Annotated in this window: 22 protein-coding genes, 1 other RNA gene and 1 pseudogene; 11 read left to right on the top strand and 13 right to left on the bottom strand. The window is 68.6% G+C overall.

From position 1 onward, the window contains the following. The first annotated feature begins 22 nt into the window (after window positions 1-22). Complete coding sequence (locus DAE25_RS14070; protein WP_107766800.1) at window positions 23-1,213, top strand: PQQ-dependent sugar dehydrogenase; 1,191 nt, start codon at window positions 23-25, stop codon at window positions 1,211-1,213. A gap of 35 nt (window positions 1,214-1,248) precedes the next feature. Here the strand turns inward: DAE25_RS14070 and DAE25_RS14065 are convergent, their stop codons facing one another. Together DAE25_RS14065 and DAE25_RS14060 are read right to left on the bottom strand one after the other, a co-directional pair. Next, complete coding sequence (locus tag DAE25_RS14065; RefSeq protein WP_107766799.1) at window positions 1,249-1,476, bottom strand: hypothetical protein; 228 nt, start codon at window positions 1,474-1,476, stop codon at window positions 1,249-1,251. 53 nt (window positions 1,477-1,529) lie between these two features. Continuing rightward, a complete protein-coding gene (locus DAE25_RS14060) occupies window positions 1,530-1,754 on the bottom strand; it encodes a hypothetical protein (protein ID WP_107766798.1) in 225 nt (74 codons plus the stop codon). A 24-nt stretch (window positions 1,755-1,778) separates the two neighbouring features. Between DAE25_RS14060 and map the strand changes: the two genes are divergently transcribed. From map to rnpB, 5 genes are all read left to right on the top strand, one after another. Next, window positions 1,779-2,627, top strand: coding sequence for a type I methionyl aminopeptidase (map, locus tag DAE25_RS14055; RefSeq protein ID WP_107766797.1), 849 nt, complete (start codon window positions 1,779-1,781; stop codon window positions 2,625-2,627). Between the two features lie 41 nt (window positions 2,628-2,668). After that, the gene (locus DAE25_RS14050; RefSeq protein WP_107766796.1) at window positions 2,669-4,252 is read left to right on the top strand and encodes a circularly permuted type 2 ATP-grasp protein; all 1,584 of its coding nucleotides are present in this window, start codon (window positions 2,669-2,671) and stop codon (window positions 4,250-4,252) included. Then, window positions 4,246-5,175: an alpha-E domain-containing protein gene (locus DAE25_RS14045; RefSeq protein ID WP_056886305.1), complete on the top strand. Its 930-nt coding sequence runs from the start codon at window positions 4,246-4,248 to the stop codon at window positions 5,173-5,175. The genes DAE25_RS14050 and DAE25_RS14045 overlap by 7 nt, the downstream gene beginning before the upstream one ends. Beyond that, on the top strand, window positions 5,175-6,014 hold the full coding sequence (locus tag DAE25_RS14040) for a transglutaminase family protein (RefSeq protein ID WP_199907595.1): 840 nt from the start codon (window positions 5,175-5,177) through the stop codon (window positions 6,012-6,014). The genes DAE25_RS14045 and DAE25_RS14040 overlap by 1 nt, the downstream gene beginning before the upstream one ends. A 34-nt stretch (window positions 6,015-6,048) precedes the next feature. After that, window positions 6,049-6,411, top strand: an RNA gene (rnpB, locus tag DAE25_RS14035) — RNase P RNA component class A. A 30-nt stretch (window positions 6,412-6,441) separates the two neighbouring features. Here rnpB and DAE25_RS14030 read toward each other — a convergent pair. The 4 genes from DAE25_RS14030 to DAE25_RS14010 all read right to left on the bottom strand — a co-directional run bounded on the left by DAE25_RS14030 (window position 6,442) and on the right by DAE25_RS14010 (window position 11,287). Then, window positions 6,442-7,047: a site-specific integrase gene (locus DAE25_RS14030; protein ID WP_159083733.1), complete on the bottom strand. Its 606-nt coding sequence runs from the start codon at window positions 7,045-7,047 to the stop codon at window positions 6,442-6,444. Beyond that, on the bottom strand, window positions 7,020-7,655 hold the full coding sequence (locus tag DAE25_RS14025; RefSeq protein WP_107766794.1) for a tyrosine-type recombinase/integrase: 636 nt from the start codon (window positions 7,653-7,655) through the stop codon (window positions 7,020-7,022). The genes DAE25_RS14030 and DAE25_RS14025 overlap by 28 nt, the downstream gene beginning before the upstream one ends. After that, window positions 7,655-7,903 carry a helix-turn-helix transcriptional regulator gene (locus tag DAE25_RS14020; RefSeq protein WP_107766793.1) on the bottom strand — a complete coding sequence of 83 codons (249 nt, stop codon included), beginning with the start codon at window positions 7,901-7,903 and terminating at the stop codon, window positions 7,655-7,657. Before DAE25_RS14020 ends, DAE25_RS14025 begins: the two co-directional genes overlap by 1 nt. A gap of 1,110 nt (window positions 7,904-9,013) precedes the next feature. After that, window positions 9,014-11,287 carry a cutinase family protein gene (locus DAE25_RS14010; RefSeq protein ID WP_107766791.1) on the bottom strand — a complete coding sequence of 758 codons (2,274 nt, stop codon included), beginning with the start codon at window positions 11,285-11,287 and terminating at the stop codon, window positions 9,014-9,016. Window positions 11,288-11,646: 359 nt separating this feature from the next. On the opposite strand from DAE25_RS14010, the pseudogene DAE25_RS14005 reads away from it, so the two are divergent. Further along, window positions 11,647-12,872, top strand: a pseudogene (locus DAE25_RS14005) (IS256 family transposase). A 203-nt stretch (window positions 12,873-13,075) separates the two neighbouring features. On the opposite strand, the gene DAE25_RS14000 reads toward DAE25_RS14005, so the two are convergent. Further along, window positions 13,076-14,119 carry a calcium-binding protein gene (locus tag DAE25_RS14000; protein ID WP_159083732.1) on the bottom strand — a complete coding sequence of 348 codons (1,044 nt, stop codon included), beginning with the start codon at window positions 14,117-14,119 and terminating at the stop codon, window positions 13,076-13,078. Window positions 14,120-14,566: 447 nt separating this feature from the next. After that, the gene (locus DAE25_RS13995) at window positions 14,567-15,472 is read right to left on the bottom strand and encodes a calcium-binding protein (RefSeq protein WP_159083731.1); all 906 of its coding nucleotides are present in this window, start codon (window positions 15,470-15,472) and stop codon (window positions 14,567-14,569) included. Window positions 15,473-16,074: 602 nt separating this feature from the next. On the opposite strand from DAE25_RS13995, the gene DAE25_RS13990 reads away from it, so the two are divergent. The 4 genes from DAE25_RS13990 to DAE25_RS23955 all read left to right on the top strand — a co-directional run bounded on the left by DAE25_RS13990 (window position 16,075) and on the right by DAE25_RS23955 (window position 20,091). Then, entirely contained in the window at window positions 16,075-17,304 is a 1,230-nt protein-coding gene (locus tag DAE25_RS13990; protein ID WP_107766788.1) for an IS110 family RNA-guided transposase, read from the top strand. A 146-nt stretch (window positions 17,305-17,450) separates the two neighbouring features. After that, on the top strand, window positions 17,451-17,723 hold the full coding sequence (locus DAE25_RS13985; RefSeq protein WP_107766787.1) for a hypothetical protein: 273 nt from the start codon (window positions 17,451-17,453) through the stop codon (window positions 17,721-17,723). Between the two features lie 100 nt (window positions 17,724-17,823). After that, a complete protein-coding gene (locus DAE25_RS13980; protein WP_159083730.1) occupies window positions 17,824-18,363 on the top strand; it encodes a hypothetical protein in 540 nt (179 codons plus the stop codon). A gap of 813 nt (window positions 18,364-19,176) precedes the next feature. Next, window positions 19,177-20,091: a DUF480 domain-containing protein gene (locus DAE25_RS23955; protein WP_234411052.1), complete on the top strand. Its 915-nt coding sequence runs from the start codon at window positions 19,177-19,179 to the stop codon at window positions 20,089-20,091. Window positions 20,092-20,105: 14 nt separating this feature from the next. Here DAE25_RS23955 and DAE25_RS13970 read toward each other — a convergent pair whose 3' ends face one another. From DAE25_RS13970 to DAE25_RS13950, 5 genes are read right to left on the bottom strand one after another with little or no spacing between them, the layout of a single operon-like run. Further along, window positions 20,106-21,155 (bottom strand): LLM class flavin-dependent oxidoreductase, encoded by a 1,050-nt coding sequence (locus tag DAE25_RS13970; protein ID WP_107766785.1) that lies wholly within the window; start codon window positions 21,153-21,155, stop codon window positions 20,106-20,108. Between the two features lie 34 nt (window positions 21,156-21,189). Next, a complete protein-coding gene (locus DAE25_RS13965) occupies window positions 21,190-22,701 on the bottom strand; it encodes an APC family permease (RefSeq protein WP_107766784.1) in 1,512 nt (503 codons plus the stop codon). Continuing rightward, complete coding sequence (locus tag DAE25_RS13960; RefSeq protein ID WP_107766783.1) at window positions 22,701-23,000, bottom strand: hypothetical protein; 300 nt, start codon at window positions 22,998-23,000, stop codon at window positions 22,701-22,703. Before DAE25_RS13960 ends, DAE25_RS13965 begins: the two co-directional genes overlap by 1 nt. Then, window positions 22,997-24,508 (bottom strand): FAD-binding oxidoreductase, encoded by a 1,512-nt coding sequence (locus DAE25_RS13955; protein WP_107766782.1) that lies wholly within the window; start codon window positions 24,506-24,508, stop codon window positions 22,997-22,999. The genes DAE25_RS13960 and DAE25_RS13955 overlap by 4 nt, the downstream gene beginning before the upstream one ends. Beyond that, window positions 24,505-25,860: a (Fe-S)-binding protein gene (locus DAE25_RS13950; protein WP_199907594.1), complete on the bottom strand. Its 1,356-nt coding sequence runs from the start codon at window positions 25,858-25,860 to the stop codon at window positions 24,505-24,507. The genes DAE25_RS13955 and DAE25_RS13950 overlap by 4 nt, the downstream gene beginning before the upstream one ends. Window positions 25,861-25,917: the final 57 nt, after the last annotated feature.

Below are 25,917 nucleotides of genomic sequence, written 5' to 3'. Positions count from 1 at the left end.
TCCACCGCGTACCGTCGAGCACATGACGTCTCGGTCCGCCGTCTTCGTCCTGGCCGCCGCCCTCGGGCTCGGCGCGCTCGGAACGGTCCCGCCCGCCCTCGCCAAGGAGGCGGCCGGCAGCCTCTCCCCCATCCAGGCCGAGGCCCCGGCACCCCGCGCGAAGGCACCGGGACTGCGGGTGCGCACCGTCGTCGGCGGCTTGACCAACCCGTGGGACGTCCAGCCCATCGGCGGCGGCCGGTTCCTCGTCACCGAGCGGGACCGCGCCCGCCTCTCCGTGGTGCGCAAGGGCCAGCGGCGGACCGTCCGCTTCCCGAGCGCCAAGGTCTGGGTGAGCGGGGAGACCGGCCTGATGTCGCTGGCCGTCGACCCGGCCTTCGACCGCACCCGCCGCTTCTGGACCTGCCAGGGCTGGCAGACCGGGAGCAGCCAGGACGTCCGCGTGTCGCTGTGGAAGCTCAGCGACGACACCCGTCGGGCCACCCTCGTGCGCCACGTCGTCACCGGCCTGCCGACGACGAGCGGACGCCACGGCGGCTGCCGGGTGCTGCTCGACACCGGGTCCACAGCGTTGTACGTCGGCACCGGCGACGCCGCCGATCCCGCCAACCCCCGCTCCCTGACCTCGCTCGGCGGCAAGGTGCTGCGCGTCCACCGCCGCACCGGCCGGGCGCTGCCGGACAACCCGTTCGCCGACGCGGCCGACCCTCGCCAGCGCCTCGTGTGGACCTACGGGCACCGCAACGTGCAGGGCCTGGCCCAGCGCCCCTCCGACGGATCCGTCGTCAGCGTCGAGCACGGCTCCGACCGCGACGACGAGGTCAACGCCCTCTCCCCCGGTGCCGACTTCGGCTGGAACCCAGGCCCCGGTTACGACGAGAGCGTGCCGATGACCGACCAGTCCCTGCCCGGTGAGCAGACCGAGGCGATCTGGAGCTCGGGCAACCCGACCATCGCCACGTCCGGTGCGACGTGGGTCGAGGGCCGGCAGTGGGGCTCGTACGCCGGCACGCTCGCGGTCGCGGTGCTCAAGGGCGAGGAGGTGCTGTTCCTCCGCTTCGACGACGACCTGGTCCTGCAGCGGACGTCGGCCCCGGCGGCGCTCCAGCGCTACGGCCGGCTGCGGTCGGTCACCCGGCTGGCCAACGGCCAGCTCCTGGTCACCACCAGCAACGGCGCCGACGACAGGGTGCTGCGCGTCTCGCCCCGCTGAGACCTCCGACCCCGACCGACCTGCGACCGGGCGACTCAGGCCCAGCCGAGCCAGCGGGCGCCGGCCAGCACCACGGCGAACCAGCCCACCGCGAGCAGCGCCGGCAGCGCGGCGACCGCGCGCGGGCGGCGTACGAACCAGCGACAGCCCTGCACCAGCGCGACCGCCCACGCCAGCAACATCAGCGCGGTCACCCACCACGGGGCGGCGACCACCGTCGGCGTCGCCGCCAGCAGGAAGAAGGCGCACGCCAGCCCGATCATCCCCGCGAACGCCCACGGGGACGCGTCGTCGCGGCGGGCCGGGGCGGGACCGCTCAGTTGTCCGGGGTGCCGTCGACCGGGCCGTCGCCCGAGCCGGGGGCGTCGTCGTTCCACTTCGGGTCGTTGTCCCACTCCTCGTTGCGCTCCTCGACCTTCTCGAGCGCGCGGCCGGCCTCCTCCGCGGAGGAGTAGGGGCCGAGGCGGTCCGAGTTGCGGCAGCCGTCGTGGCCCTCGACCGTCTTGTGGGTCAGGCAGTACCAGTACTCCGAGTCGCTCATGATCGAGAAACTACACTCGCCGTCGTGCCAGCCCTAGCTCCTGCGGCGATCTCGCCGCGTCGTGCCGTCCCCGCCTCCATCCCCCGCCCCGAGTACGTCGACCGGCCGGCGCCCGCGCCCTTCGAGGGCAGCGAGGTCAAGGACGCGGACACGATCGAGCGGATGCGTGCCGCGTGCCGGCTGGCTGCCCAGGCCCGCGAGCTGGTGGGCTCGCACGTCGCGCCCGGCGTCACCACCGACGAGCTCGACCGGATCGGCCACGAGTTCCTCTGCGACCACGGCGCCTACCCCTCGACGCTGGGCTACCGCGGCTACCCCAAGTCGCTGTGCTCGAGCGTCAACGAGGTGGTCTGCCACGGCATCCCCGACTCGCGGGTGGTCGAGGACGGAGACATCGTCAACATCGACATCACCGCCTTCCTCGACGGCGTGCACGGCGACACCAACGCGACCTTCCTGGCCGGCGAGGTCGACGAGGAGTCACGGCTGCTCGTCGAGCGCACCCGCGAGGCCCTCGACCGGGCGATCCGGGCGGTGCATCCCGGCCGCCGGATCAACGTCATCGGCCGCGTCATCGAGGCCTATGCCAAGCGGTTCGGCTACGGCGTCGTCCGCGAGTTCACCGGCCACGGGATCGGCACGTCGTTCCACAGCGGGCTCGTCGTGCCGCACTACGACGACCCGCGCTACGACGACGAGATCCGTGTCGGGATGACCTTCACCATCGAGCCGATGCTCAACCTCGGCACCCACGAGTGGGAGATGTGGGACGACGGCTGGACCGCGGTGACCCGCGACGGCCGTCGGAGCGCGCAGTTCGAGCACACGCTGCTGGTCACGCCGTCCGGCGCCGAGGTGCTGACCCTCCCGTAGTTCACCCCGGCGTAACACCGCTACCCCTAGGGTGACTCGCCATGGACTCGATGTTCCACCACTACCCCGGGGGCACCGGGCCGGCGTACGACGAGATGTTCGACGCCGGCACCATGCGCCCGGCGTACGACCAGTTCCGCTCGACGCTCGACACGATGACGATGGCCGACCTGGCGAGCCGGGTGGAGGCGCTGCAGGCCAGCTATCTCGACCAGGGCGTCACGTTCGACATCGGCGGCGAGGAGCGGGCGTTCCCGCTCGACATCCTGCCGCGCGTGATCGAGCAGGACTCGTGGTCGACCATCGAGCGCGGCGTCCAGCAGCGGGTGCGGGCGCTCGAGGCGTTCCTCGCCGACGTGTACGACGCCGGGCAGGTCTTCACCGACGGCGTCATCCCCCGCCGGGTCATTGCCACGTCGAGCCACTTCCACCGGGCCGCGGCCAGCGTGCGACCGCCCAACGGCGTCCGCGTGCACGTCAGCGGCATCGACCTGATCCGCGACAACGACGGCGAGTTCCGCGTGCTCGAGGACAACGTGCGCGTCCCGTCCGGTGTCTCCTACGTGATGACCAACCGGCGCGCCATCGCCTCCGCGCTGCCCGAGACGTTCGCGCACCACCGCATCCGTCCGGTGGCCGGCTACCCGCAGCGGCTGCTGGCCGCGCTGCGGGCGGCCGCACCGGCCGGTGTCGCCGACCCGACCGTCGTGGTGCTCACCCCGGGCGTCTTCAACGGCGCCTACTTCGAGCACGCGCTGCTCGCCCGCACGATGGGCGTCGAGCTGGTCGAGGGCCGGGACCTGGAGTGCCGCCGCGGTCGCGTGATGATGCGCACCACCAACGGCCCCGAGCCGGTGCACGTGATCTACCGCCGCGTGGACGACGAGTTCCTCGACCCGGTGCACTTCCGCGGCGACTCGCTGCTCGGCTGCCCGGGCCTCATCGACGCGGCCCGCTCCGGCCAGGTCGTGCTGGCCAACGCGGTCGGCAACGGGGTGGCCGACGACAAGCTCGTCTACACCTACGTCCCCGACCTGATCCGCTACTACCTCGACGAGGAGCCGGTGCTCCGCAACGTCGACACCTGGCGACTCGGCGACGCCGACGCCCGCGAGGAGGTCATGGACCGCCTCGACGAGCTGGTCGTCAAGCCGGTCGACGGCTCGGGCGGCAAGGGCATCGTGATCGGGCCGGCGGCGTCGCGGCCCGAGCTCGACGAGCTGCGGTCCAAGGTGCTGGCCGAGCCGCGGAACTGGATCGCCCAGCCCGTCGTCCAGCTCTCCACCGTGCCGACCTTCGTCGACGGCAAGCTGGGTCCGCGGCACGTGGACCTGCGCCCCTTCGCCGTCAACGACGGCACCAAGGTGTGGGTGCTGCCCGGCGGCCTGACCCGCGTCGCGCTCCCGGAGGGCGAGCTCATCGTCAACTCGTCGCGCGGCGGCGGCTCCAAGGACACCTGGGTGCTGGCCGGCCCGACCGTCGCCCCCGTGCGTGAGGAGGTGGTCGTCCACGCCCACCAGGCCGAGCCGCCCAGCAGCGGTCCGGCGATCACCGACCTGACCGGACCCGGCGAGCAGGAGCAACAGCAGCAGCAGGCGCGCGAGAAGGGTGGGACCGCATGCTGAGCCGCATCGCGGAGTCGATGTTCTGGATCGGCCGGTACGTCGAGCGCGCGGAGGACACCGCCCGCATCCTCGACGTCCAGACCCAGCTCCTGCTCGAGGACACCTCCGGCTCGGAGGAGACCACCTGCCGCAACCTGCTCGCCATCATGGGCGTCGAGTTCGACCCCGACGCCCGCGTCGACACCCGGCTGGTGCTCGAGCAGCTGGCCTACGACGCCAACGCCCCCGCCTCGGTCGCCGCGGTCCTCGCCGCCGCCCGCGAGAGCGCCCGGCGGGCCCGCGAGACGCTCTCGGTCGCCATGTGGGAGGCCCTCAACACCACCCACCGCAGCGTGGTCTCGGGGCAGTTCCGGGCCGCGGGGCCGGCGTCCGGCTTCCGCTGGGTGCGCGACCGGGCAGCGCTGATCAACGGTGCCGCCGACGCCACCATGACCCGCGACGAGGGCTGGCAGTTCCTCATGCTGGGACGGTGCCTGGAGCGGGCGGACATGACGTCGCGCCTCGTCGCCACGGCGGCGTACGCCGGGGGCAGCGGCTCGCCGTGGACCAACACGCTGCGTGCGTGCGGCGGCTACGAGGCCTTCCTGCGCACCTACAAGGGCGCCGAGACCGAGCGGATGGCGGCCGAGTTCCTGCTGCTCGACCGGCTCTTCCCGCGGTCCGTGATCTTCTCGCTCAACCGGGCCGAGCAGTGCCTGCACAACCTCGAGGCCGGCGGCCGCGCCGGCTTCCAGAACGACGCCCTGCGTCTCATCGGCCGCACCCGTGCCGACCTGGAGTACCGCTCGCTGAGCGACGTCGTGGCGGACCTGCCCGGCGAGATGGAGAAGCTCCAGCGCACCTGCGCGCTGGCCACCGACGCGGTCACCCGGCGGTTCTTCGCCGGCTCCGAGGGCACCAACTGGCAGGGAGGGCGGGTCTGATGCAGCTCCGGATCATCCACACGACCGGATTCGAGTACGACGGCAACGCGCTCGCGTCGTACAACCAGGCGCGGATGACGCCGCTCACCGCCCCCGGCCAGATCGTCGTGCACAACCGCCTCGTGGTGAGCCCGACCCCGTGGACGGCGACCTACCGCGACTACTTCGGCAACGAGGTGACGTCATTCGAGGTGCTCGACCCGCACGACTCGATGACGATCACCGCGACGTCGACCGTGCACACCGAGCGGGCACCCTCCCCCGGGCCCGTCCTCTCGTGGGCGGAGATCGCCGACCCCGCAGTCACCGACCGGTGGACGGAGTACCTCGAGCTGCCGCCCCTCGTCGCTCCCCCCGAGGACGTCGCCACCACTGCCCGCGAGATCGCCGACGACAGCGCGACGCCCGGCGAGGCGGCACGCCGGATCTGCGACCACGTCCACCAGCAGGTCGCCTACATCCCGGGCACGACCGACGTCGCCACCCCCGCGGCCGAGGCGTGGGCCCAGCGCTCGGGCGTGTGCCAGGACATGGCCCACCTCGTCATCGGGGCGCTGCGGAGCATCGGCATCCCGACCCGCTACGTCTCCGGCTACCTCCACCCGCGGGCCGACGCCGAGATCGGCGAGACGGTGGCGGGCGAGTCGCACGCGTGGGTCGAGTGGTGGGACGACGGGTGGCAGGGCTTCGACCCGACCAACGACCTCGAGCCGGGCGACCGGTGGGTCGTGGTGGCCACCGGGCGCGACTACCTCGACGTGCGCCCGCTGCACGGGATCTTCCACGGCGCCGGCACCTCGTCGGTCTTCGTCGAGGTCGCCGTCACCCGACTGGCCTGAGCACCTCCGCACCTGTCATGCTCGGGCCAGCGAATGGGCTGGCCGGGCGACCGCGTTCCCCTCACGGGGGGACCGAGGAAGGTCCGGGCTCCACAGGGCAGGGTGATGGTTAACAGCCATCCGGGGCAACCCGCGGGACAGTGCCACAGAAAACAGACCGCCTCTCCCCACGGGGAGCGGCAAGGGTGAAACGGTGGTGCAAGAGACCACCAGTGCGCCGGGCGACCGGCGCAGCTAGGTAAACCCCACCCGGAGCAAGATCGAGCAGTGTGTGACCGAGGGCGGCCCGCCCGAGCGCACGGGTAGATCGCTCGAGGGGGCCGGCAACGGCTCCCCTAGATGGATGGTCGCCCCGCCTCACGGCGGACAGAACCCGGCCTACAGGCCAGCCCATTCGCCACAGGCCCCTGACCTGCGGAAACGTGAATCACACGCCCCTACTGTGGCGCTGCTGTAGGAGTGTTTTCGACTCGTCTGTCGGCCGCCGTCGTGCGCGACCGCCGCCATTCGTCGGTGTCGCAGCAGCGGAGGGGCGTGGCCCGCTGCCGAGCGCCATGTCGATGACGGCGCGGCTGCGGTCGTCCTCGTCGCCCATCAGATGGCCGTAGGTGTCCCAGGTCTCGACCGCCGACTTGTGGCCGAGCAGCGCCTGAAGGACCTTGATCGACAGACCGCCCCGGATCTGGACCGAGGCGAAGTAGTGACGCAGGTCGTGCGGGGTGGCGTCGGTGCCGATTCGTTTCGCCGCGCGCTGCCAGGCGCCGTGGAGGGTGCTGGTGCCGATGAAGGCACCGACGTCGGTGGTGAAGAGCAGACCGGACTCGTGGTGTCCGAAGTCCCGGACGTGCCGGCTGATCGCCTCGACCACGACGTCGGTTATCGGGATCGTCCGGGTCGAGGACTCGGTCTTGGGCGGACCCCACACCGGGTGATCGGCCCTGCTGGAGCGCGCCAGCTGTCGGTCGATGCGGATGGTGCCGAAGTCGAACGCGATCCGGTCGAGCGTCAGTCCGAGGATCTCTCCCCGACGCATGCCCGTGCCCGCGGCGACGGTGGCGACGGCGCGATAGCGCTCCGGCAACTAGTCGCGGAGTGCGACCACCGTGTCGGTGGAGATCGGCACCAGGGCCGCTTTCGACCCCGTCTTGGGCAGGGTGATGTCCACGCAGGCGTGGCCGGGATGACCCGGTCCTTGACGGCAGCCCTCAGCATGATCGCGAGGATCGAGTACCTGGCCGCCACGGTGCTGGGGGCCGACGATGCTTCCCACTCCTTCACGAGCGACTGGATGTCGGCGCGGTTGACAGCGTCCATCCGCATCGTGCCGAGGGTGGGCAGGATGTGGTTGGACAGGACGATGCCGTACGTCGACGCGGTGTTGACCACGAGCACCTGACGGCGGAGCCAGCGTTCTCCGTACGCCCGGACGCTCTCGCGTCCGGCGCGCGGATCGGCCCACTGCCCGCTGACGAGCCCGGCGGTCTGCTCGTCGAGCCAGCGTTGAGCGTCCTTCTTGAGGCTGAACAGTCGCCGGTGACATTTGCCGACCCGGTCGTGGAAAGACGCTTCGTACTTCTCGCTCGTCCTGGACTCCCCGTCCTGGGTCGTCCACTGGATCGTTCGTTTGCTGATGCGGGCCATCAGTGCCTCCGCGGTTCAGGAATGAGGGGTCGGGCTGCGAGACGCTGCTCGCGCATGAACTGGCGCACGTCGCCGGCGGTGGTCACCAGGCGTCGGCCGATCTTGAAGAACTGCGGCCCCTTGCCGATCTGGCGCCACCAGCGGAGCGTGTTTTCCAGAGTCTTCAGGATCTCGGCGACATCCGAAAGAGTGAGGAGATCCTCGTCGTGGCGCTGGTGGAACGGGACTGTGCTGCTGGTGACGGTCATGACTTCCTCCGATGGGTTGAATGGTTCTCACCCCTGACAAGCGCAAGGTCGGCGATGTGGACGGACACCCATCGCCGGTCATCTGCGAAAACCGGGGGCCTCAACAGCTAGGTGCGATTTCTAGCGTCACGGTGCAGCAGTCCCATCCGTGCAGCAGTCCCGAATGTCGGCCGACGCCAACAGGCGCCGGAATGGGTCAGGTCCACGCAACACTGACTCGTGCAGCAGACACAACGTCGTGAAGCGACACGCTCGGGGCTGGCATGCTCATATCGGATCGCTCGCTCGATAAGAATGCGGCGATGTCATCAATGTCGTTTCCGGGGGCGTCCAAACCAGGATGACGCTTTCCGCAAAGAGCGCATCCGGCAGGTTCTTCAGACAGACCTGGTCGAAGCGTCTGGACAGGGATCACTTGCGCGATGTGTACGCCGCAGTTGCTGCTCGTAGAACAGGATTCGACAACATGCTGTGGCGGGTGCCGGTTCTCAGTTTCACGGCCCAGGCCTTCTTGTTCTCGATCGCGCTCGCTCCGGATTCGAGTCGGGCGGCACGCATATTGACCTCGCTATTGGCGACTCTCATATTGTTCCTGAGTATCCACCTGCTGACGCGCCACCGGCAGGCTGAGATCGCCGACGGCGAGTGGTTGGGCAGAGTTGAACTCCTGTTCGCCACCGCGCCCGAGCTCATCGCATCGGGAGAAGAGGGTCCACGTGTGCCGATCCAGTGGCCGATGCATGGACCTGCCTGGCGGGTGTACAGAAACGGGGTCTCCCCGGACGCCGGACGAGTATGGAACTAGTTGGGGTATCGAGGCGGGTACGCGATCTGGTCAAAGGGTATGGCGCTCTTCGGAGTCGCGTCTCTGGTAGTAGCGGCACTGAGCCTCTTCGCTCCAGAACTTCTGTCCGACCCAAATGCTCCGACGCCGGTCCAGCACGACCAACACAGCTCGCGATAGGTACCGACTTCCAGGCTCTGTCTAGGTATGCGCGTAGATCGTCAACGCTCGATGACGGCATCATCACCGCAGGGGCTCACCGGAACGCGGCGATATGACGTCACACGTTAGACGCGCACGGACGAGATGGGCGTCCTCCTCGGGGCTCAGCGGCGCCGCCACACGGTGCGGCTTGTAGGGGCGTACTTCTTGTTCCCCGGGAACCGCACGGTGAGCTTGACCTTTCGGCCTCCCGGCGGCATGGCAGACGTGGGCAGGACGAGTACCGCACGACCGCGTCTCAAGGTGACGGCGCGGAACTTCCGCTTGCCGACCTTCACCACTACCTTGCCTCGTGGCACGCCTACCTTCGACTTTGCACGAACACGGAGGGTGGTCGCTCCCGGCCACCCACCGCGCACCTTCACCTTTAACCGAGGACGTTGGCGGACCCTGACCGGCAGGGTGCGCGAACGACCGTCGTCACCGGTCACGATCACCTCGTAGACACCGGGCCGCAGCGTGCCCGGCAATTGAAGGCTCAGCGGCCGGCCCGCTGACACGCTCGCGGTGCCGGCAAGCACGGCGGTCCCCGCCTTCCTCACCAGTCCCGCTACGTGGGTGGCCGACGAGCCGGCCACGACGATACGAAGTGCCTCGCCGGCCACGCCCTTGCGCGGCTTGAGACGGACGTCGGGGATGGCTCCGGCTCCGCCAAGGAAAGTCGCACCGTCCAGGGTGAGGGTGCTGGCGGCGGCCTGTCCGACCCTGCCCTGCAAATCCGTCACGCGCACGCCGAACGCGTGTGTCCCCGCCGCCAGTCGCAACACCTGGACCGGCGACGCATTGAGGATCTCGTAGGTGCCATTGCCGTCAAGGTCGAAGTCGTAGACGGCGGGACCGTCGGCGACGATCGCGGAGGCGGAAACGACTGTGTCTTGACCGGTGATGGACGGGCCGACGCCCAGCGCCACCTGGGGTGCCGCGGCCGCTTCAGCGACCACCTCCTCGAGCAGCTGGGCGACCGTGCCGTCGCTGCCGATGTCGAAGACGCCGCCACCGATCTCATCCGCGATGTCCTGGAGCTGACCTGTGAGCGAGGGATCCGCGCTGAGCCCGAACAGGAGGGCACTGTCAGCGCCGGCGACGGCGGCCGGTGTGGCGCGGCCGGCCTTGGCACCGACCGCTCGGGCGGCGACCACGCCCGAGGCCAATGAGCGCAGGTAGGCCTTGGTGCTTGTCGCGGTGTAGCCCGTGACGCTCTCTGGGTCGTGGGCAGGGGCGTCGCCCAGCACCGCGATGGCTCGGGTGCTCCCGGACGCCCACCCGGCACGTCCGGCCTGCACGATTCCGCTGTAGACGGCCTCTGGGGTGTCGCCACCCTCGTCGGCCACTAGGTTGACCAGTCCCCCTTGGAGGACGGACACGTTGCGGGTCAAGCCGACAACGGTGCGTGCCACGAACGAGTCGCCGTGGTCGCGGTACTCGACGAGGCCGACCCTGCTGCCGGGCGAGATCGCCAGCACCCGGTTTCCCAGTGCTTGCGCGGAGGCCACGGCGTCGTCGATGTAGTCCTGCATCGAGCCCGTGGTGTCGACGGCGATCATGATCTCGACGTCGCGCGTGCGGGTCGGGTTGAGTGACTCCTGCACCGCCGTGCGGACGATGGCTCCGAGTGCCTTGCCCTGTTCCTTCTTCTCCGCGTCCGTCTTGTAGTAGTTCTCGTGCTCCGCTTGGCCATACGTCCCAAAGTCACAGATGACATCGTTGTTGTGGCACAGGCTCATCGCCGTCGAGGGCTTCTTGGCGTAGTAGGCGTCCAACGAGTCGCGCATGCCTGGCCAGTTCCAGCGCAGCATCCCTTGGCCGTTGGCGCCCGCTCCCGTGGTGCCGGCCGCACTCGGCTTCTGGAAGGGGTCGCCGACCAGGTAGAGCGACGCCACGCGAGAGCCGATCGTGTCGTAGGTCCACCGCGCCGCCATCGCGCCCTGCGAATAGCCGACCAGCACCCACTTGGTGATGGGGCAGTAGTCCGGCTGGGCCTGCTGGAAGGTGCCCATCTTCCTGACGGCGGCCAGCACTCCGTTGTTAGCGCCCTGCCAGATCCTCGACTCGGTCGCGAACATCCGGGTGGCTTCGAAGTCGATGTCGACCGCGGGCGCGTCGTAGCCGTCGTCAGCCGACACACCCACGATGGGCACCCCGGCGAGCCCCTGCTCCCAGAACTCGGAGTAGGCGTACTCGCGCAGGAGCCGCTGGAGCGTCGGGCCCTCGAAGCCGTTCGACGCCTGACCCCGGTAGTCCTGCGCGCCGACCGAGCCTTCGCCAGAGCCGCGGAAGGCCATGATCGCCACGGGCGAGCAGCCCGGCCCGGCCGGCGCGACGGTCTGCGGGGCGGCCTGCGCCGCGCGGGCACCGGCAGGCGCGACGGCGAGGGCCATGGCCGCAACGGCCGCCCAGGTCGCGAGTCGACTCGCGAGTCCAGAGCCGCTCGACGGCTGGCGGGGCGTTGTCCTGCTCACATGAGCCTCCTAGGCTGCGACAACCAAAAGCGGCGCCCCGGGCGCCGCTCAGGGAAGGTATGGCGAGCCGCAGATGCCCATGAGCTCCGCTGGGCCTAGATCCCTCGCATTGGGGAGACGATCAATCAGAGCCGCACCGCCCTCGGTGCCGACCGATCGTAAGCGTCCCGTGGAGTGGTGGGGGTTTGGGGTAGGACGGCGGGGCTCCGCATGTGAGGGGGCCATCGGCGAGATCTTCGGTGTGAACGGCCAAGCACACATCGAAGAGGAGTTCACCGATGGCCCTACCCCAGTCTGCCCTGTCCGAGCTGCTCGAGGCGTTCCGTGCCGGTGACGGCGTGGATCTGATCCGGGAATCGGTTCGAGTGGCGTTGCAGGAGCTGATCGAAGCCGAGGCGAGCGAACGCATCGGCGCTGCACCGTACGAGCGCGCCGAGACCCGCGTGACCGACCGCAACGGTCACCGGGCCCGGCTGCCTTCGACCAAGGCCGGTGACGTCGAGCTGCGGATCCCGAAGCTGCGCAAGGGGTCGTTCTTCCCGGTCATCCTCGAGCCACGGCGACGCATCGACCAGGCGCTGTATGCGGTGGTGATGGAGGCCTACGTCCACGGCGTTTCCACTCGCAGCGTGGACGACCTGGTCGAGGCGATGGGCGTGGACGCCGGGATCAGCAAGTCGGAGGTGTCGCGGATCTGCGCGGGGCTCGACGAGCAGGCGCGTTCCGGACCCGCTCGCTGGAGCACATCGAGTTCCCCTACGTCTACCTCGATGCCACCTACCTGCACGTCCGCAACGCCACCTCACAGGTGGTGTCGATGGCGGTCGTGGTCGCCACCGGGATCGCCGCCGACGGTTCACGTGAGGTGCTCGGGCTCGACGTGGGCGACAGCGAGGACGAGACGTTCTGGCGCGGCTTCTTGATCGCACTCAAGCAGCGTGGGCAGCACGGGGTGCGACTGGTGATCAGCGACCAGCACTCCGGCCTCGTCAAGGCCCTCGAACGGTCCTTCCAGGGCGCCGGCCACCAGCGGTGCCGGGTCCACTTCGCCCGCAACCTGCTCGCCCACGTCCCCAAGTCCCACGGCGACATGGTCGCCGCGGTGTTCCGCACGATCTTCGCCCAGCCCGACGCCGCCGCGGTTAGCGACACCTGGGACGAGGTCCGCGACCAGCTCGCCAAGTCGTTCCCGAAGATCGGGCCGTTGACGGACGAGGCCAAGACCGAGGTCACCGCCTTCACCGCGTTCCCGCGGGCGCACTGGCAGAAGATCTGGTCCACCAACCCGCTCGAGCGGGTCAACAAGGAGATCAAACGTCGTGCCCGGGTGGTCGGGATCTTCCCCAACCCCGCGTCGGTGATCCGACTCGTCGGCGCCGTTCTGGCCGACATGCACGACGAGTGGCAAGCAGGCGACCGCCGTTACCTGTCCGAAGCATCCATGGCGCTGCTCTACCCCGACAGCGATACTGGTGACATCGCCGCGATCGACAGCGGCGAGTAGGCACCGAGGATCACCTCAAAGCCCACCACCCCGCGGGACTCTGTCGGCGATGTCGTGGGGTGACGCTGAGTCGTGACGAGTGCGTGGGAAACCCCTAACGTCAGACTTCGATCGCCTGAGTGGCGATCGCCACGGTGCACCCCGATCAGACTCCAGATATGCCTCCCTGCTGGTGGCCGGTGGCAGGTGTCCAGATCCGTGGCTCAGACCTCGCAGCGCCGCTCTATCTCGGCGACGCACTGGTCGCGTCCTTTGTCGCCGTTTGCCGTGTCGGGCCCGCGGTTGCCGGACAGGGTGTCGCGGCCATGTCCGCCGTTCATGCGGTCGCTGCCAGCGTTTCCGCGCAGCACGTCCTTGCCGTTCTCACCTTCGAGAACATCTCTGCCGCTGCCGCCGATGAGCAGGTCTGATCCGTCGCCACCCCTGAGGCGGTCTCTGCCGGCATTGCCCACGAGACGGTCCTTCCCCCGCCCTCCCTCGAGGACGTCGTCACCGCCGCCACCAGACAACCGAGCCGAGCTCGCGCACTCGAATGTCGGCGCTCCATCCCCGGGGTAGGACTGGGCACTGATGTAGTCGTTGCCGTCTTCACCGTTGATCCGGATGTCGCATCCGTTCGCGCTCAGGGTGTTGTCTTCTGGGTTTCCACGCAACTCCACGTTCGGTGCGGAAACGTGGGCGCTGTAGAAGTCCGCGATGGTGGCGCCGGGCACGTCGCCGACAGCGATCTGATTGTCGAGTTCGAGGCCGATGCCAATCTTGGAGCTCCACACCTCGAGGTAGTCACCGGTGTAGCTACCCACTGGGCCCGTGACGGGTTCCGTGATCGAGAGGGTCGCCATGTTGGTGTCCTCGATGTGGTCGTCGGTACCGTTGGCGAGCACCCGGTCGTAGTAGCGGCTGCCGACGTAGCGGTCCAGGCCGTGGTCCAGATCAGTGATGATGCTCTGTGCGAGCGATGTTGAGGCATCGACGGAGTCGTCGCCGCGGCCGGCGTCGGCGTAGATCTCGTCGCCAGCGGATCCCGTCACACAGATGAGGTCGTTTCCGTCGCCGGCATCAGTAGTTTTCGAGGCACCGGTGACGATGACGTCATCGCCGGGGGTGCCTAGAACGTCTGCGCCTGTGCCCACGATGGTTGCTGGTCGCCCTTGGCAGGTTTCCCCGATCGCTGTAGCGGGGGCCGCGGTCAGAAATGCCGCCGTCAGCAGCGTGGTCGCGGTGAGTGCGGTTGAGCGGTTGAGCATCGTTCTCCTCGGTTGGCCGACGCGGCCCATCGAAGACCTCGGGCCGTCTTGCTTGGTGACCGGCAGCGACCCGGCGGCCGATGTCCGGGTGGTTTGACGCCGCTGCTCGCGGATTGGTTGTCCGTCCGCTCGGGTGCGCCAGCACGCCCCCATTCGACCCGTCTGCCTTCGTGTCCAGGTGTGGCCACGGCGCCGAGCTCTGCCGATGTGCGCAGAACGGCGCGCCCCCGACGTGGTCTGCCAGGTCGCAGTCGTCGCACCGGCTACCGCGAGCAGCCGGTGCTCCCCAACGACACCCAGCTCAGTACATCCGAATCGGAACCTGGCCCCAGTCGGCCTGAGTGTGCCGAAGCAGTATCACTCCGGCACCGGGCCGGACCTCCGGCCGCCGCTGCCCGCGCCACCATTTCTCGACACGGTTGTTGCGGCGGTCACGAGCCGTGGCAGCTACTTCGGCTTCTCGCAATCGCGCTCTACCTCTGCGACACACCGGTCCCTGCCTGCTTCCCCGAAGGCTTTGTCGCGGCCTTGGCCGCCCAGGATCGTGTCGTTTCCGTACCCGCCCTCCAAGAGGTCAGCGCCCCTGTGTCCCTTCAGTACGTCAGAGCCCAGACCACCGGTGATGCGGTCGCTGCCGGGGCCACCGAGCAGCACATTGGGGTCGTTGTCGCTGGTGAGCACGTCATCGCCGGCGCCCCCCGACAGCCGGTCGTAGTCAGTACCTGCCCGAAGGTTGTCATCTCCAGCGCCGCCGAACGATCGGAGTCGGTCCTCGCACTGCGGCAAGGCCGGCGCCCCCGGGTACCAGATGTGCGACCGGCCCATGGTGTCGTCGCCACCGCCTCCGTACACCCTGAGGTCGCAACCCGTCACGGCGAGTCGGTTGTCCTGACCGGTGCCTCGGAGCACCACACGCAATGCCGCGGCGCTTCCATCTTGGAAGTTGGCGAGGTCAGCGGCGGCTACGCCGTCAACGAGGACCTCTCCGTTCATGCTGACGTCCAGGGGCGACCGCGCGCTGTGCACGGTGACGTGGTTGGCTCCCGACCCGCCGTCGTACCTGCCCTGGATGGCCCCTGGCGCGCTCATGACCCGCAAGCGTGTGCTGTCGTTGCCATCCCCGGTGAGTACCTCATCGTCGGCATCGTCTGCGTCGACCGTGTCCGCACCCGCCCCCCCGAGGTAGCGGTCAACCCCCGAGCCGAGCTGAGCCCAGGTCTGGCTAGTGGTCGCCGTGGTGTCGACGACATCGTCTCCAGGGCCTGCTTCCACCTTGACGAAAGACGAACCGTTGACCACGCAGACTAGGTCGTTGCCGGCGTCGGCCCTGATGACCGTGGACGATCCGGCCACGATCACGTCGTCGCCCGGTGTACCGGCGACTTCGGGACCAGTGCCGACAATCGTGGCCAGCCGGCCCTGGCAGGTCTCGACGCTGCCCGTGGCGGCTGGAGCCGCGGCACTGAGCAGAGCCCCTGTCAAGAGCGCTGTGAAAGCGAATGTGGACTTACGTTGAAGCAAGGTTCCCCCTGAGTGAGCTGCCCAACAGGGTGGTTAGGCAAACGTGTCGATGACCGTACGTCGCACGGGACGATCCTGTCTGTGACGCGCTGGGCTCGTGATTGGTTGTGATCCTTCGTGAGTTTGCAAGAGCCAGACAGCCCCAATGTCACCGTTCTCCCAGTTGCACGCGTTCAGAACGCCCGGATCTAATGGCTTCTACCGGGTCGGTTGATAGGGCAGGCTCGGTTCCGGTAGCGACTGGCGGGTCAGCACTCTTCGGATCTGGCCTTGGAGGTCTCGCGGCAGACCGTGCGCTCGTTGGTCGTGAGGAGGCGTAAACCCCTACTGGGATGTCGTGCCCCGTCGATGATGGTGAGCACTTGGACCATTAGATCGCTGGTAGTCCTCCTCCGCGCTGCTGACCATGGTGAGTCGAGGAGGAAGGCGAGGCGATGCTTTTCATCGGAGATGACTGGGCCGAGGATCACCACGACGTCGAGCTGGTCGACGACGAGGGCCTGGTGTTGGCCCGCAGACGATTGGTCGAGGGTATCGCGGGGCTGCATGCCTTGGTCGCCGACCACTTGCCCGAGGACTGGACCGAGCTGGAACCCGAGCAGGTCCAGGCGCTGGTCAAGGTCGGCATCGAGACCGACCGGGGACCGTGGGTCGCGGCACTGGTCGCGGCCGGGTACGGGGTCTTCGCGATCAACCCTCTGTCGGTGGCCCGCTACCGCGAACGTCACTCGACCTCGGGTGCGAAGTCCGACGCCGGCGACGCCCACGTGCTGGCCGAGATCGTCCGGCTCGATAGGGCTCATCATCGTCCGCTGGCTGGTGACTCCGAGGAGGCAGAGGCGATCAAACTAGTGGCTCGCACGCACCAGAGCTTGATCTGGGAGCGCAGCCGACATGTGCTGCGGCTGCGGTCGGCGTTGCGGGACTTCTTTCCCGCCGCGCTGGAGGCCTTCGCCGACCTCGACGCCCCCGAGGCCCTCGAGCTGCTGGCGGCCGCACCTGACCCCGAGCGTGCCCGTCGGCTGACCCGGCGCCGGATCGTCGCGGCGCTGCGTCACGCCCACCGGCGCAACGTCGAGGTCAGAGCCACCGAGATCGTGCAGATCCTGGGTGCCGAGCAGCTGCACAGATCGGCTCCGGTGCAGTCCGCGTACGCCGCGATCGTGGCCAGCCAGGTCGCCATCATCGAGACCCTCAACACTCAGGTCGACCAGATGGCGGCGGTGGTGGACGCGCATTTTGGCCAGCACCCGGACGCTGAGATCTACACCAGCCAACCCGGGCTCGGTGTGGTCCTCGCCGCTCGGGTGCTCGGCGAGTTCGGCGACGACCCCCACCGCTACACCGACGCCAAGGCCCGCAAGAACGACGCCGGCACCTCCCCGATCACCAAGGCTTCGGGCAAGAAGAAGATCGTTCTGGCCCGCTACGCCCGCAACCGCCGACTCGGCGATGCGTTGCAGCAATGGGCGTTCTGCTCGCTGCGCGGATCACCCGGAGCCCGGGCCTACTACCAACAGCTCCGCGCCCGCGGCACCGGTCACCAAGCCGCCCTACGCCAGCTCGCGAACCGCCTCGTTGGAATCCTCCACGGCTGCCTGAAGACCCACACCACCTACGACGAACACACCGCCTGGAGGCACCACATCACCAGCGCCGCTTGACGCCGCAGAACCTGGGATGTCTGCCGCGACCCACTCGCGGATCCTGCCGACGGGGCCGGCGGGGCCGGCGCCTCCCAGTACACCCGGCTCTGCGAACATCACCCCATGCGCAGCGCAGATCTCGAACCGGCGCCGGGCGGCGACTCATGATCTGGGCCGTCAGCACCATTAAGGACAATATCGCCACCCTCGAACGATTCGTGACCGGCAATCTGGCCGGAGGTGTCGATCACCTTGTGGTCTTCGTGGGCGACGGTGACCCGATCCTGATGGATTTCTTGTCAACGCACCCAAACACCACGGGCATTGCCGCGACGACCTGGTGGGGTACGAACCGACCCGGCGCTCTTAATAGCCGCCAGCGCATTGCAGCGAACGCCGTTCGGGCCATCGCGGCCTCGCTCGGCGACGTGGATTAGGTTTTCCACATCGACGGCGACGAGGTCGTCCAACTCGACCCTCGACGTCTCTCAGCGCTCCCGGCCGATCCTTGCCGTCCGGCTCGAGGTGCTGTAGTCGGTGGCGGTGTGGGATCCGGACCCATCTGCTGCGGTGCTCTTCAAGAGGCGGCTTCCAAAGGACGCCCTGAGACTGCTCGTTAAGCGCGGCTTGATCGACCGCGCCCGCAACGACCACTACTTCCACGGCCATGTCAACGGCAAGGTTGGTGTTCGTCCATCGCTCGACCTGTGGCTAGGTATTCATCGAGCCATCAACGCCGATCGCGAGTCGGGTGAAGCGTACGAGGCGCCGTGGCTGCGGCTTCTTCACTACGAGTCGTCCGGCGGGACAGAGTTCGTGCGCAAGTGGCGGAACTTGCTCAACTCGGGCACTCGGGCAGCGGTGCGGACGCCTCGCGGCGCGGTCGAGCAGTCGATCCGTGCCGCTATCGAGCGTGGGGACGCAGGTTTGGACGATCTGCGGACCATCTTCGAGAGGAACATCGCTGATGACGTCGAGACTTTGCTCGACCTCGGCTTGCTGGAGGAGACCCGTCCGCTCAGCTCGGCCACATCCCCCAGACGTACTCCGCACACAACAACCTCCTTTACCGGCTAGAGGCACTGGCCCAAGAAGACAAACGGGTGTTCGAGCCAGATCGAGACGAAGCAGAGGGTTCGTGCGTTGCTTGAGCGCAGCGCCGTCTAGCAGCGCCCGAACGCGACACGATGTACAGGGCCACATGCGGACGTCCGCAGCCGCGATGCGGTCAGCACTGCCCGGCGGCTCCTGCTGCGTGACACGTGATTATCCAAGAGCCGATCGACCCGCGAGACCGCGAGTGGGAGATCGACGACCCTGCCTCTCGCGTCCACTATTGGCGACGTTCGAACGCGCCATCGGGGGTGCCCTACGACCACATGGGGGTACGCCTGTCATAAGCACCGATCGAGCGGAGTCGCCGACGTAGCTGAAGTCCTGGACGACGACCCCGGTAGCCCCGGCGCGGGCCCAGAAGGCGGCTTGACGCCGTCACCGGTATTGGGTTTGGTCAGCAGTGACGGTCGTCGCGGTCCGCGAGCAACGGTCAACAACGGGCGACCATCGCTTGGTGTCGCGCCTTCTACTGTGGCACTACTGTGGCAGCGATTCTAATTCATCACCGTCGGCCACCACCGGCCCCAAACACGTTTCCGCAGGTCAGAGGCTTGCGCCGTGCATGACCGCCAACGGTCATTCCCCCGGGGATTCTTCCCGGCCTACAGGCCAGCCCATTCGCCACACACGCCTCTGACCTGCGGAAACAGTGGTGCGGACCCACAGGCGCATTGCGTCACGACGAATCGGCCACCCTCGGCGCAGGCGTAGCCCTCTTGCCGAACGGACGCTGTTCGAGACGCACTCGTGCCAAGGCAGACCTACAGTCGTGACGTGACCGAACTCCCCATTCTCGATGCGACTGACCAGCGCATCCTCGGCAGCCTGCTGGAGAAGCAGACGACCGTGCCCGCCACCTACCCCCTCTCCGCGAACGCACTGGTGTCGGCGTGCAACCAGAGGAGCAGCCGCGACCCCGTCACCGACCTCGACCAGCAGGCCGTCGAGCGGACCGCGAAGTCGCTCAAGGAGCGCGGGCTGCTGCGGATCGTATGGTCCGACACCGGGCGCCGGACACTGAAGTACCACCAGATCCTCGACGAGCATCTCGCCCTCGAGCCCGACGAGCGGGCGCTGCTCACGGTCCTGCTGCTCCGCGGCGCTCAGGCGCCGGGTGAGCTGCGCACTCGCACCGAGCGGTTGCACGGGTTCGCCGACCGGGGCCAGGTCGAGGACTGCCTGCGCCGGATGGCGAGCCGCCCGCAACCGCTGGTGTGCGAAATCGAGCGCCGGTCGGGCCAGCAGGATCCGCGCTGGATCCACCTCCTGGGAGCCGCGCCGGAGCAGACCTCAGGCGAACCCGGCCCAGCTGGGAGTGCCGACACGTCGCGCATCCGCGTCACGCAGATCATCGCCGACCTTCACGTACCCGACCTCCCCGCCTCCAGGAGCTTCTACAGCGACTACCTCGGGTTGGCCGAGGAGGAGTTCAACCTGGGCTGGGTGGCCCGCCACACCTCGCCGGCATCCAGGGCGACCCTCCAGGTGATGACCAGCGATGCCACGGCACCCGTGGACCCCGTGGTCTCGGTCATGGTCGACGACGTCGAAGCCGCCTACCGCCAAGCACAGGAGCGCGGGTACGAGATCGTGCATCCCCTGACAACCGAGGCATGGGGCGTGACTCGCTTCTTCGTCCGCGCTCCCGATGGCAACGTGCTCAACGTCGTTCAGCAGCACGCACGCTGAGGCGCCGTGCAAGCTCACGCGAACGCAGGCATCACCCGGTCGTGGATCAGCTGCAGCTGGGTGTCCACGTCGGGCACTCCCTCGATCTCCCGGCCCATGAGTGACGTGACCATGGCCTTGTCGACGATGGCGAGGATGAGGTGGTTGATCCCGGTGGACGTGATCTCCCGCTGCATCTTCTCCGCACACTCCTCGGGCGTGCCCGCGATGGAGAGCCGCTCGGCGATCTCCGGCGAGGTGAGCTCGATGCCCTTGGCCATGTCGCCGGCGCCGATGGCCTGGATGATCGGTGCCATCTCCTCGGGCTCGACGCCGTTGCGCCGGAGCTGGTCGTGCGGCATCGAGGACGCGTAGAGACCGACCATGCTGCGGGCCGCGTCCTTGGCGACCGCCGAGTCCTCCGCGCAGGAGAACACCACCCAGGCCCCGAGATCGAGGTCCTGCACGTTCTTGCCGGCACGCTCGGCACCGATGGTGCAGTGCTCCATCATGTAGTTGTAGGCCTCGCGGGTGTAGCTCAGCGCGTGGTGGCAGCCGTCGGAGAACTCCGCCGACACCTCGAACGACTTCGGTCCCTTCATCGCGCCCATCTTCACCGGCAGCCGGTCCTGCACCGGACGGGCGAAGGTGAACAGCCCCTTGTAGGAGAAGAACTCCCCGTCGTGGGTGATCGCGCCGTCGTCGAGGAGCGTCCGGATCACCTGGACACCCTCCTTGACGCGGGACAGCGGCTTGGTCTTCGCCCAGTCGATGTCGTACTGCGCGAGCAGCCCGAAGTTGCCGCTGGAGAGCACGACCTCGGCACGGCCGCCGCTGAGCTCGTCGAGGGTGGCGGCGGCCTGCGCGATCAGCGTGGGCTCGCGCAGCACCACGCCGGACACGCTCGGGCCCATCCTGATCTGGGAGGTCTCGGCGGACGCGGCCGCGAAGAGCAGCCAGAGGTCCTTCCACCAGGTCTCGTCCGCGGCGTAGACGCCGTAGAAGCCGAGCTCGTCGGCCTTCTTGATCGAGGCGAGGGACTCGCTGAGCGGGTACGTCGGGACGATCACATAGCTGAACTTCACTGTTCCTCCTGGGTGGGTTCGCTGCCCTGGTTCCTCATCGGTCGGCGGTGCCCGTGGTGGGAGAGGTGGACGGCACGGTGGGTACGGCGTCGCCCGCAGTGGCGTCGCTGCGCAGGTGGGGCCGGCCGAAGAAGAGGTAGATCGCCCCAGCCCCGACACCGACCGCGGCGGAGAGCGCGACGAGCCAGTTGTCGTACCAGGGGGCGTCCGGTGTGCGGGGCCACGCCATGTTGATCATCGCCAGCACGCCGTACGCCAGGGCGACCACGTTGACGACCATGCCCCAGGGGCCGAGGCTGAAGGGCCCGCTCGGACGCCATCCCTTCAGGCGCGCGCGGAGCGCGGCCAGGACGACCATCTGGAAGCCGAGGTAGATGCCCAGCGTCGCGAAGGAGATGATGGAGGTCAGCGCCTTGGTCGAGAAGATCGATCCGAGCACGATCACCGCGGGCACCGCGGCGGCCACCGCCATGGCGTACGGCGGCACGTGGCGCGTGGGCTGGAACGTCCGGAGCAGGTGCGAGAACACGATCATCTCGTCGCGGGCGTAGGCGTACATCAGGCGACTCGCGGCGGCCATCAGGCTGAGGGCGCACGACAGGAACGAGACCATGACGACGAGGAGCACGACCTTCGTCCCGGTGACGCCGAACGCGTCGTTGAGGATGGTCGTGACCGGGTCGGGGTCGTCACCGCTGATGACGGCCGCGTAGTCCTTGACGGCGAGCAGCAGCGACAGGCAGACGAAGATGGCGGCCGCACCCCCGACGTAGATGGTCATCCGCATCGCCCTGGGGATCTGCCGCGTGGGGTCCGGGACCTCCTCGGCGACGTCGCCACAGGCTTCGAAGCCGTAGTACTGGAAGATGCCGATCAGGGCTGCCGCCATGAAGGCGGAGAAGTAGCTGCCACCGTCGCTCACGCCCTGGGTGTCGAAGAGCACCGACAGGTTCTGGGCCCGCTCGGAGATCAACAGCCATGCCCCCACCGCGAGGGCGCCGAGGATCTCGGCGGTGAAACCGATGATGGCCGCGTAGGCGAGCCACCTGGTCCCCATGAGGTTGATGGCCAGCGCCAGCGCGAGCAGGATCAGCGCACAGACGACCGTGGAGGTGGTGCCGGCCGTGAAGCCGAGGAGCTGCGCGAGGTAGGGACCGGACCCGTAGACGACGGCGGCGATCGTGGTCAGCAACGCGATGAGGTAGACCCACCCGGTCATCCAGGCCCACTTGACGCCCCACAGGCGCCGCGCCCACGGGTAGACGCCTCCCGCCACGGGGAACTGCGACACGATCTCGCCGAACACCAGCGCGACCAGGAGCTGGCCGAGGCCGACGATCAGCAGCCACCAGATCATCGGCGGACCGCCCGTGGCCAGCGCGATCGCGAACAGCGTGTAGATGCCCACCACCGGCGAGAGGTAGGTGAAGCCGAGGGCGAAGTTGGCCCACGGGCTCATCTCCCGCCGGAACTCCGAGGTGTAGCCGAGCTTCTCGAGGTGGAGGTCGTCGTCGTGGTGGGGACCGGGCGCGCTGCTGGGCGGCATCACGCACCCGCTGGATCCGCAGCGGCCTCGACCTCGGCGAGGAGCTCAGAGCCGGTGACGACCTTGGTCGCGAAGTGCCGGTGCATCCACTCGAGGTGGTCAGCGCGACTGTTCATGATCCGCAGGCTGTCCCAGTTGGGGAACTCCTGCTGGAGCACCCAGCGCTCCATCAGGCGGGGGTCGACCTCGAAGACGTGCTCGTGGGTGGTGATCGCGACGTCGGACACCCGGGTCGGCTCGGGAGGCGTGACCTGCTCGGCGTAGCGGTAGCCGATGGGTTCCCTGCGCTCGTCACTCATGGGGTGGGTCCCGTCTCGTAGGCACGGTCGAGGAGGTACTTCCCGGGATTCATGATGTTGTGCGGGTCGAGGGAGCGCTTGAGGTCGAGCATCACGTCGAAGCCGCGACCCAGCTCGTCGGGCACCAGGTCGACCTCCCCCTCACGGCAGGAGCCGTGGCAGGCACTGATCGAGCCCTGGTGGGCGAGGGCCACGGCGGCGATGTCGCGCTTGGCCTTGACCCACATCTCCCAGGCGCGGTCGTCGAGCTGCTGCTCCCAGATGCCGACGTCGATCTCGGTGAGGTAGTCGACGCCGGTGTTGCCGGAGGTGTAGGTGAACATGCCCCAGTCGTCGAACACGTCCGTACGCCGCCGCAGGTCGGCGACGATCTCGTGCCAGGCCCTCGACACCGCGGGGAGCTGGGTGTAGTTGACCGCCGCGTCCTCGCAGTGCCAGCTCATCGGCACGACCTGACCGGACTTGGTCCGGCCGTGCAGGGGCGTCGCGTAGCGGTCGTGCCGCGCCGCCCAGTCGCCCTCGGAGATCTCGTCGCCGAGGTAGCGCGCGCCGTGCTCCTTCGCGATCCTGAACAGCCGCCTGCCCGCCGGCCGGACCTCGTCCTCGTAGCCGTACATGACCGCGCACACCAGCGCCCGCACGTCGCGCGGCTGCGGGATGTACGCCTCGTCGTCCCTGCGCAGGTAGGCGACCTTCCACTCGTCGAAGAGCACCGCTCCAGCGAACGTCGCGACGCCGGCGCGGGCGAGGGCGCCGACGCAGCGGTACGCGTCGTCGTAGTTGTCGAAGGCCCAGAACGGCGACAGCTCGGCCTCGGGCTTCGGGAACAGCTTGAGCGTGGCCTCGGTGGCGATCCCCAGCGTGCCCTGGTGGCCCATGAACAGGTGCTTGAGCTGGTAGCCGCTGGAGGACTTGCTGATCTTGTGGCCGATCCCGTCGCCGACGTGCATCACCTCACCGGTGGGGAGCACGTGGTCGAAGCTGAGCACCAGGTCGCGCGTGTGGCCGTACCGGGAGCCGATGAGCGACCACCCGCTGGTGCCGATGCGCCCGCCCACCAGCGAGCAGGGGTACGACGCGGGGTCGTCGGGGTAGAAGAGCCCGTGCGCCGCGAGCTGCTCGTTGAGCTTGAGCATGCTGATGCCGGTGCCGACGGTGACGGTGCGGTTCTCGAGGTCGAGCTCCTTGACCTGGTTCATCCGCTTGACGTCGACCACGATGCCGCCGCGGAGCGGGACGGCGCCGTCGGTGAGACCGGTGCCGCCGTCGCGCGGCACGATGGGCACCCTGAGGTCGTGGGCGATGCGGACGACGCCGGCGACCTGCGCGGTGCTCGTGGGGAGGACGGCGAGGTCGGGCAGCCGTTCGGACCAGCGGTGCACCGGGAACGGGGCCGGGACTCGGGCCCGGTTGTAGCGGTCCGGCTTGGACGTGAGGATCTGGTCGTCGGCCAGGACCGTGCGCAGCGCGGTGACGACCTCGTCGAGCCGTTCGGCCTGGATGGTCATGCCCCGTCGCCTCCGGGACCGCGCCGGGTGCCGCCGACCGTGATCCCGAGCGACTCGGCGAGCAGCTCGTGGATGTCGACCACGTCGATCTGCGCGTCGTCGCCGGCCTCGCCCAGTGGCCGCTCGGACCACGGACAAGCGCTGACGAGGGTGTCGACGCCGAGCGCCGCGGCCTTCTCGAGGCGGCTGGCGGAGATCGCCGCGGTGAGCTCGGGCTTCTCGACCGGGAGGCCACCGCCGCCGCCGGAGCAGTAGGACCACTGCGTCACCCGGTCGACGTCCTTGAAGTCCAGCCCGGGGATCGCGCGCAGGATCTCCCGCGGCTCCTTCCAGATGCCCTTGCGCTTGTTGAGCCGACACGGGTCGTGATAGCTGATCGACCGCTCCACCGGCACGGACGGCGTGAGGCGGCCCTCGCGGATCAGCTGGGCGAACAGCTCGACGACCAGCACCACCTCGATGTCGTAGTCGGCCCCGAAGTACTTCGGGTAGTCCTCGGTGAACGAGATGTAGTCGTGCGGGTCGAGGACGAGCACCCGCGTGGTCCCGGTGGAGCGCCAGTTGTCGAGGTTGTGCCGGGCGAACCGCTTCGCCTGGTCGACGTACCCCATCTCCGCGGCGGGACCTCCGCAGCACCACTGCTCCCCCATCAGCCCGAACTCGTAGCCGGCCTGCTGGAGGATCTGGGCGACCGCGCGCGGGACGGACGTGCGGTAGAAGGCCGCCTCGCAATCGACGAACAGCACCGTCTCCCCGCCGATCGGGAGGTCGAGGCCGTCGGACCAGTCGCGGACGTGCTCCTGGCTGATCGGGGTCTCGCCGAGGACCGGTTCGTGGGTCAGCTCGTCGGTACGTGCGTTCCACGTCTTCCAGGCCGGCTGGTGCACGCCGCTCTCGACGGCCAGCGCACGGACGGCCTTGACGACATCGACGGTGCGAGTGCGGAACCGGTAGAAGTCCCCGGTGAAGAGCGTGTTGGGACAGCGCAGCTCGCAGGCGCCGCACTGGGTGCAGTTCACGTAGTCGGCGGCGACGTCCTCGATCGTCAGCTCACCCCGGTCCATCGCGACGACGTTGGCGTGGAACGCCGTCGGCGTCCAGGACTCGTTGCGGGTCACCTGCATGACCGGGCAGACCTCGCGGCAGAACTTGTGGCCCGAGGAGAAGCAGTTGTACGACGCGTTGCGCCACTCCTCGGTGAACTGCTCGGTGAGCGTGGGGTCCGCGAGGGCGACGGGCTCGCGCGCGATCTCGTCGGGTATCTCCGTCAGCTCGACGGGGTTGTCGCGCATCCCTGGGGTGAACGGCACGGACACCGGATCTGCTGGGCCCTCCCGGTCGAGCTGCGTCATGCGGGACCTCCTGCGGACGGGGTGTGATGCAGGTCACAGTCTTCGCAAGATACGACT

It is taken from the genome of Nocardioides terrigena (assembly GCF_003047265.1).
GTDB lineage: Bacteria > Actinomycetota > Actinomycetes > Propionibacteriales > Nocardioidaceae > Nocardioides > Nocardioides terrigena.
The sequence above is the reverse complement of the archived record's forward strand: the minus strand, read 5'-3'. Positions and strand labels throughout refer to the sequence as shown.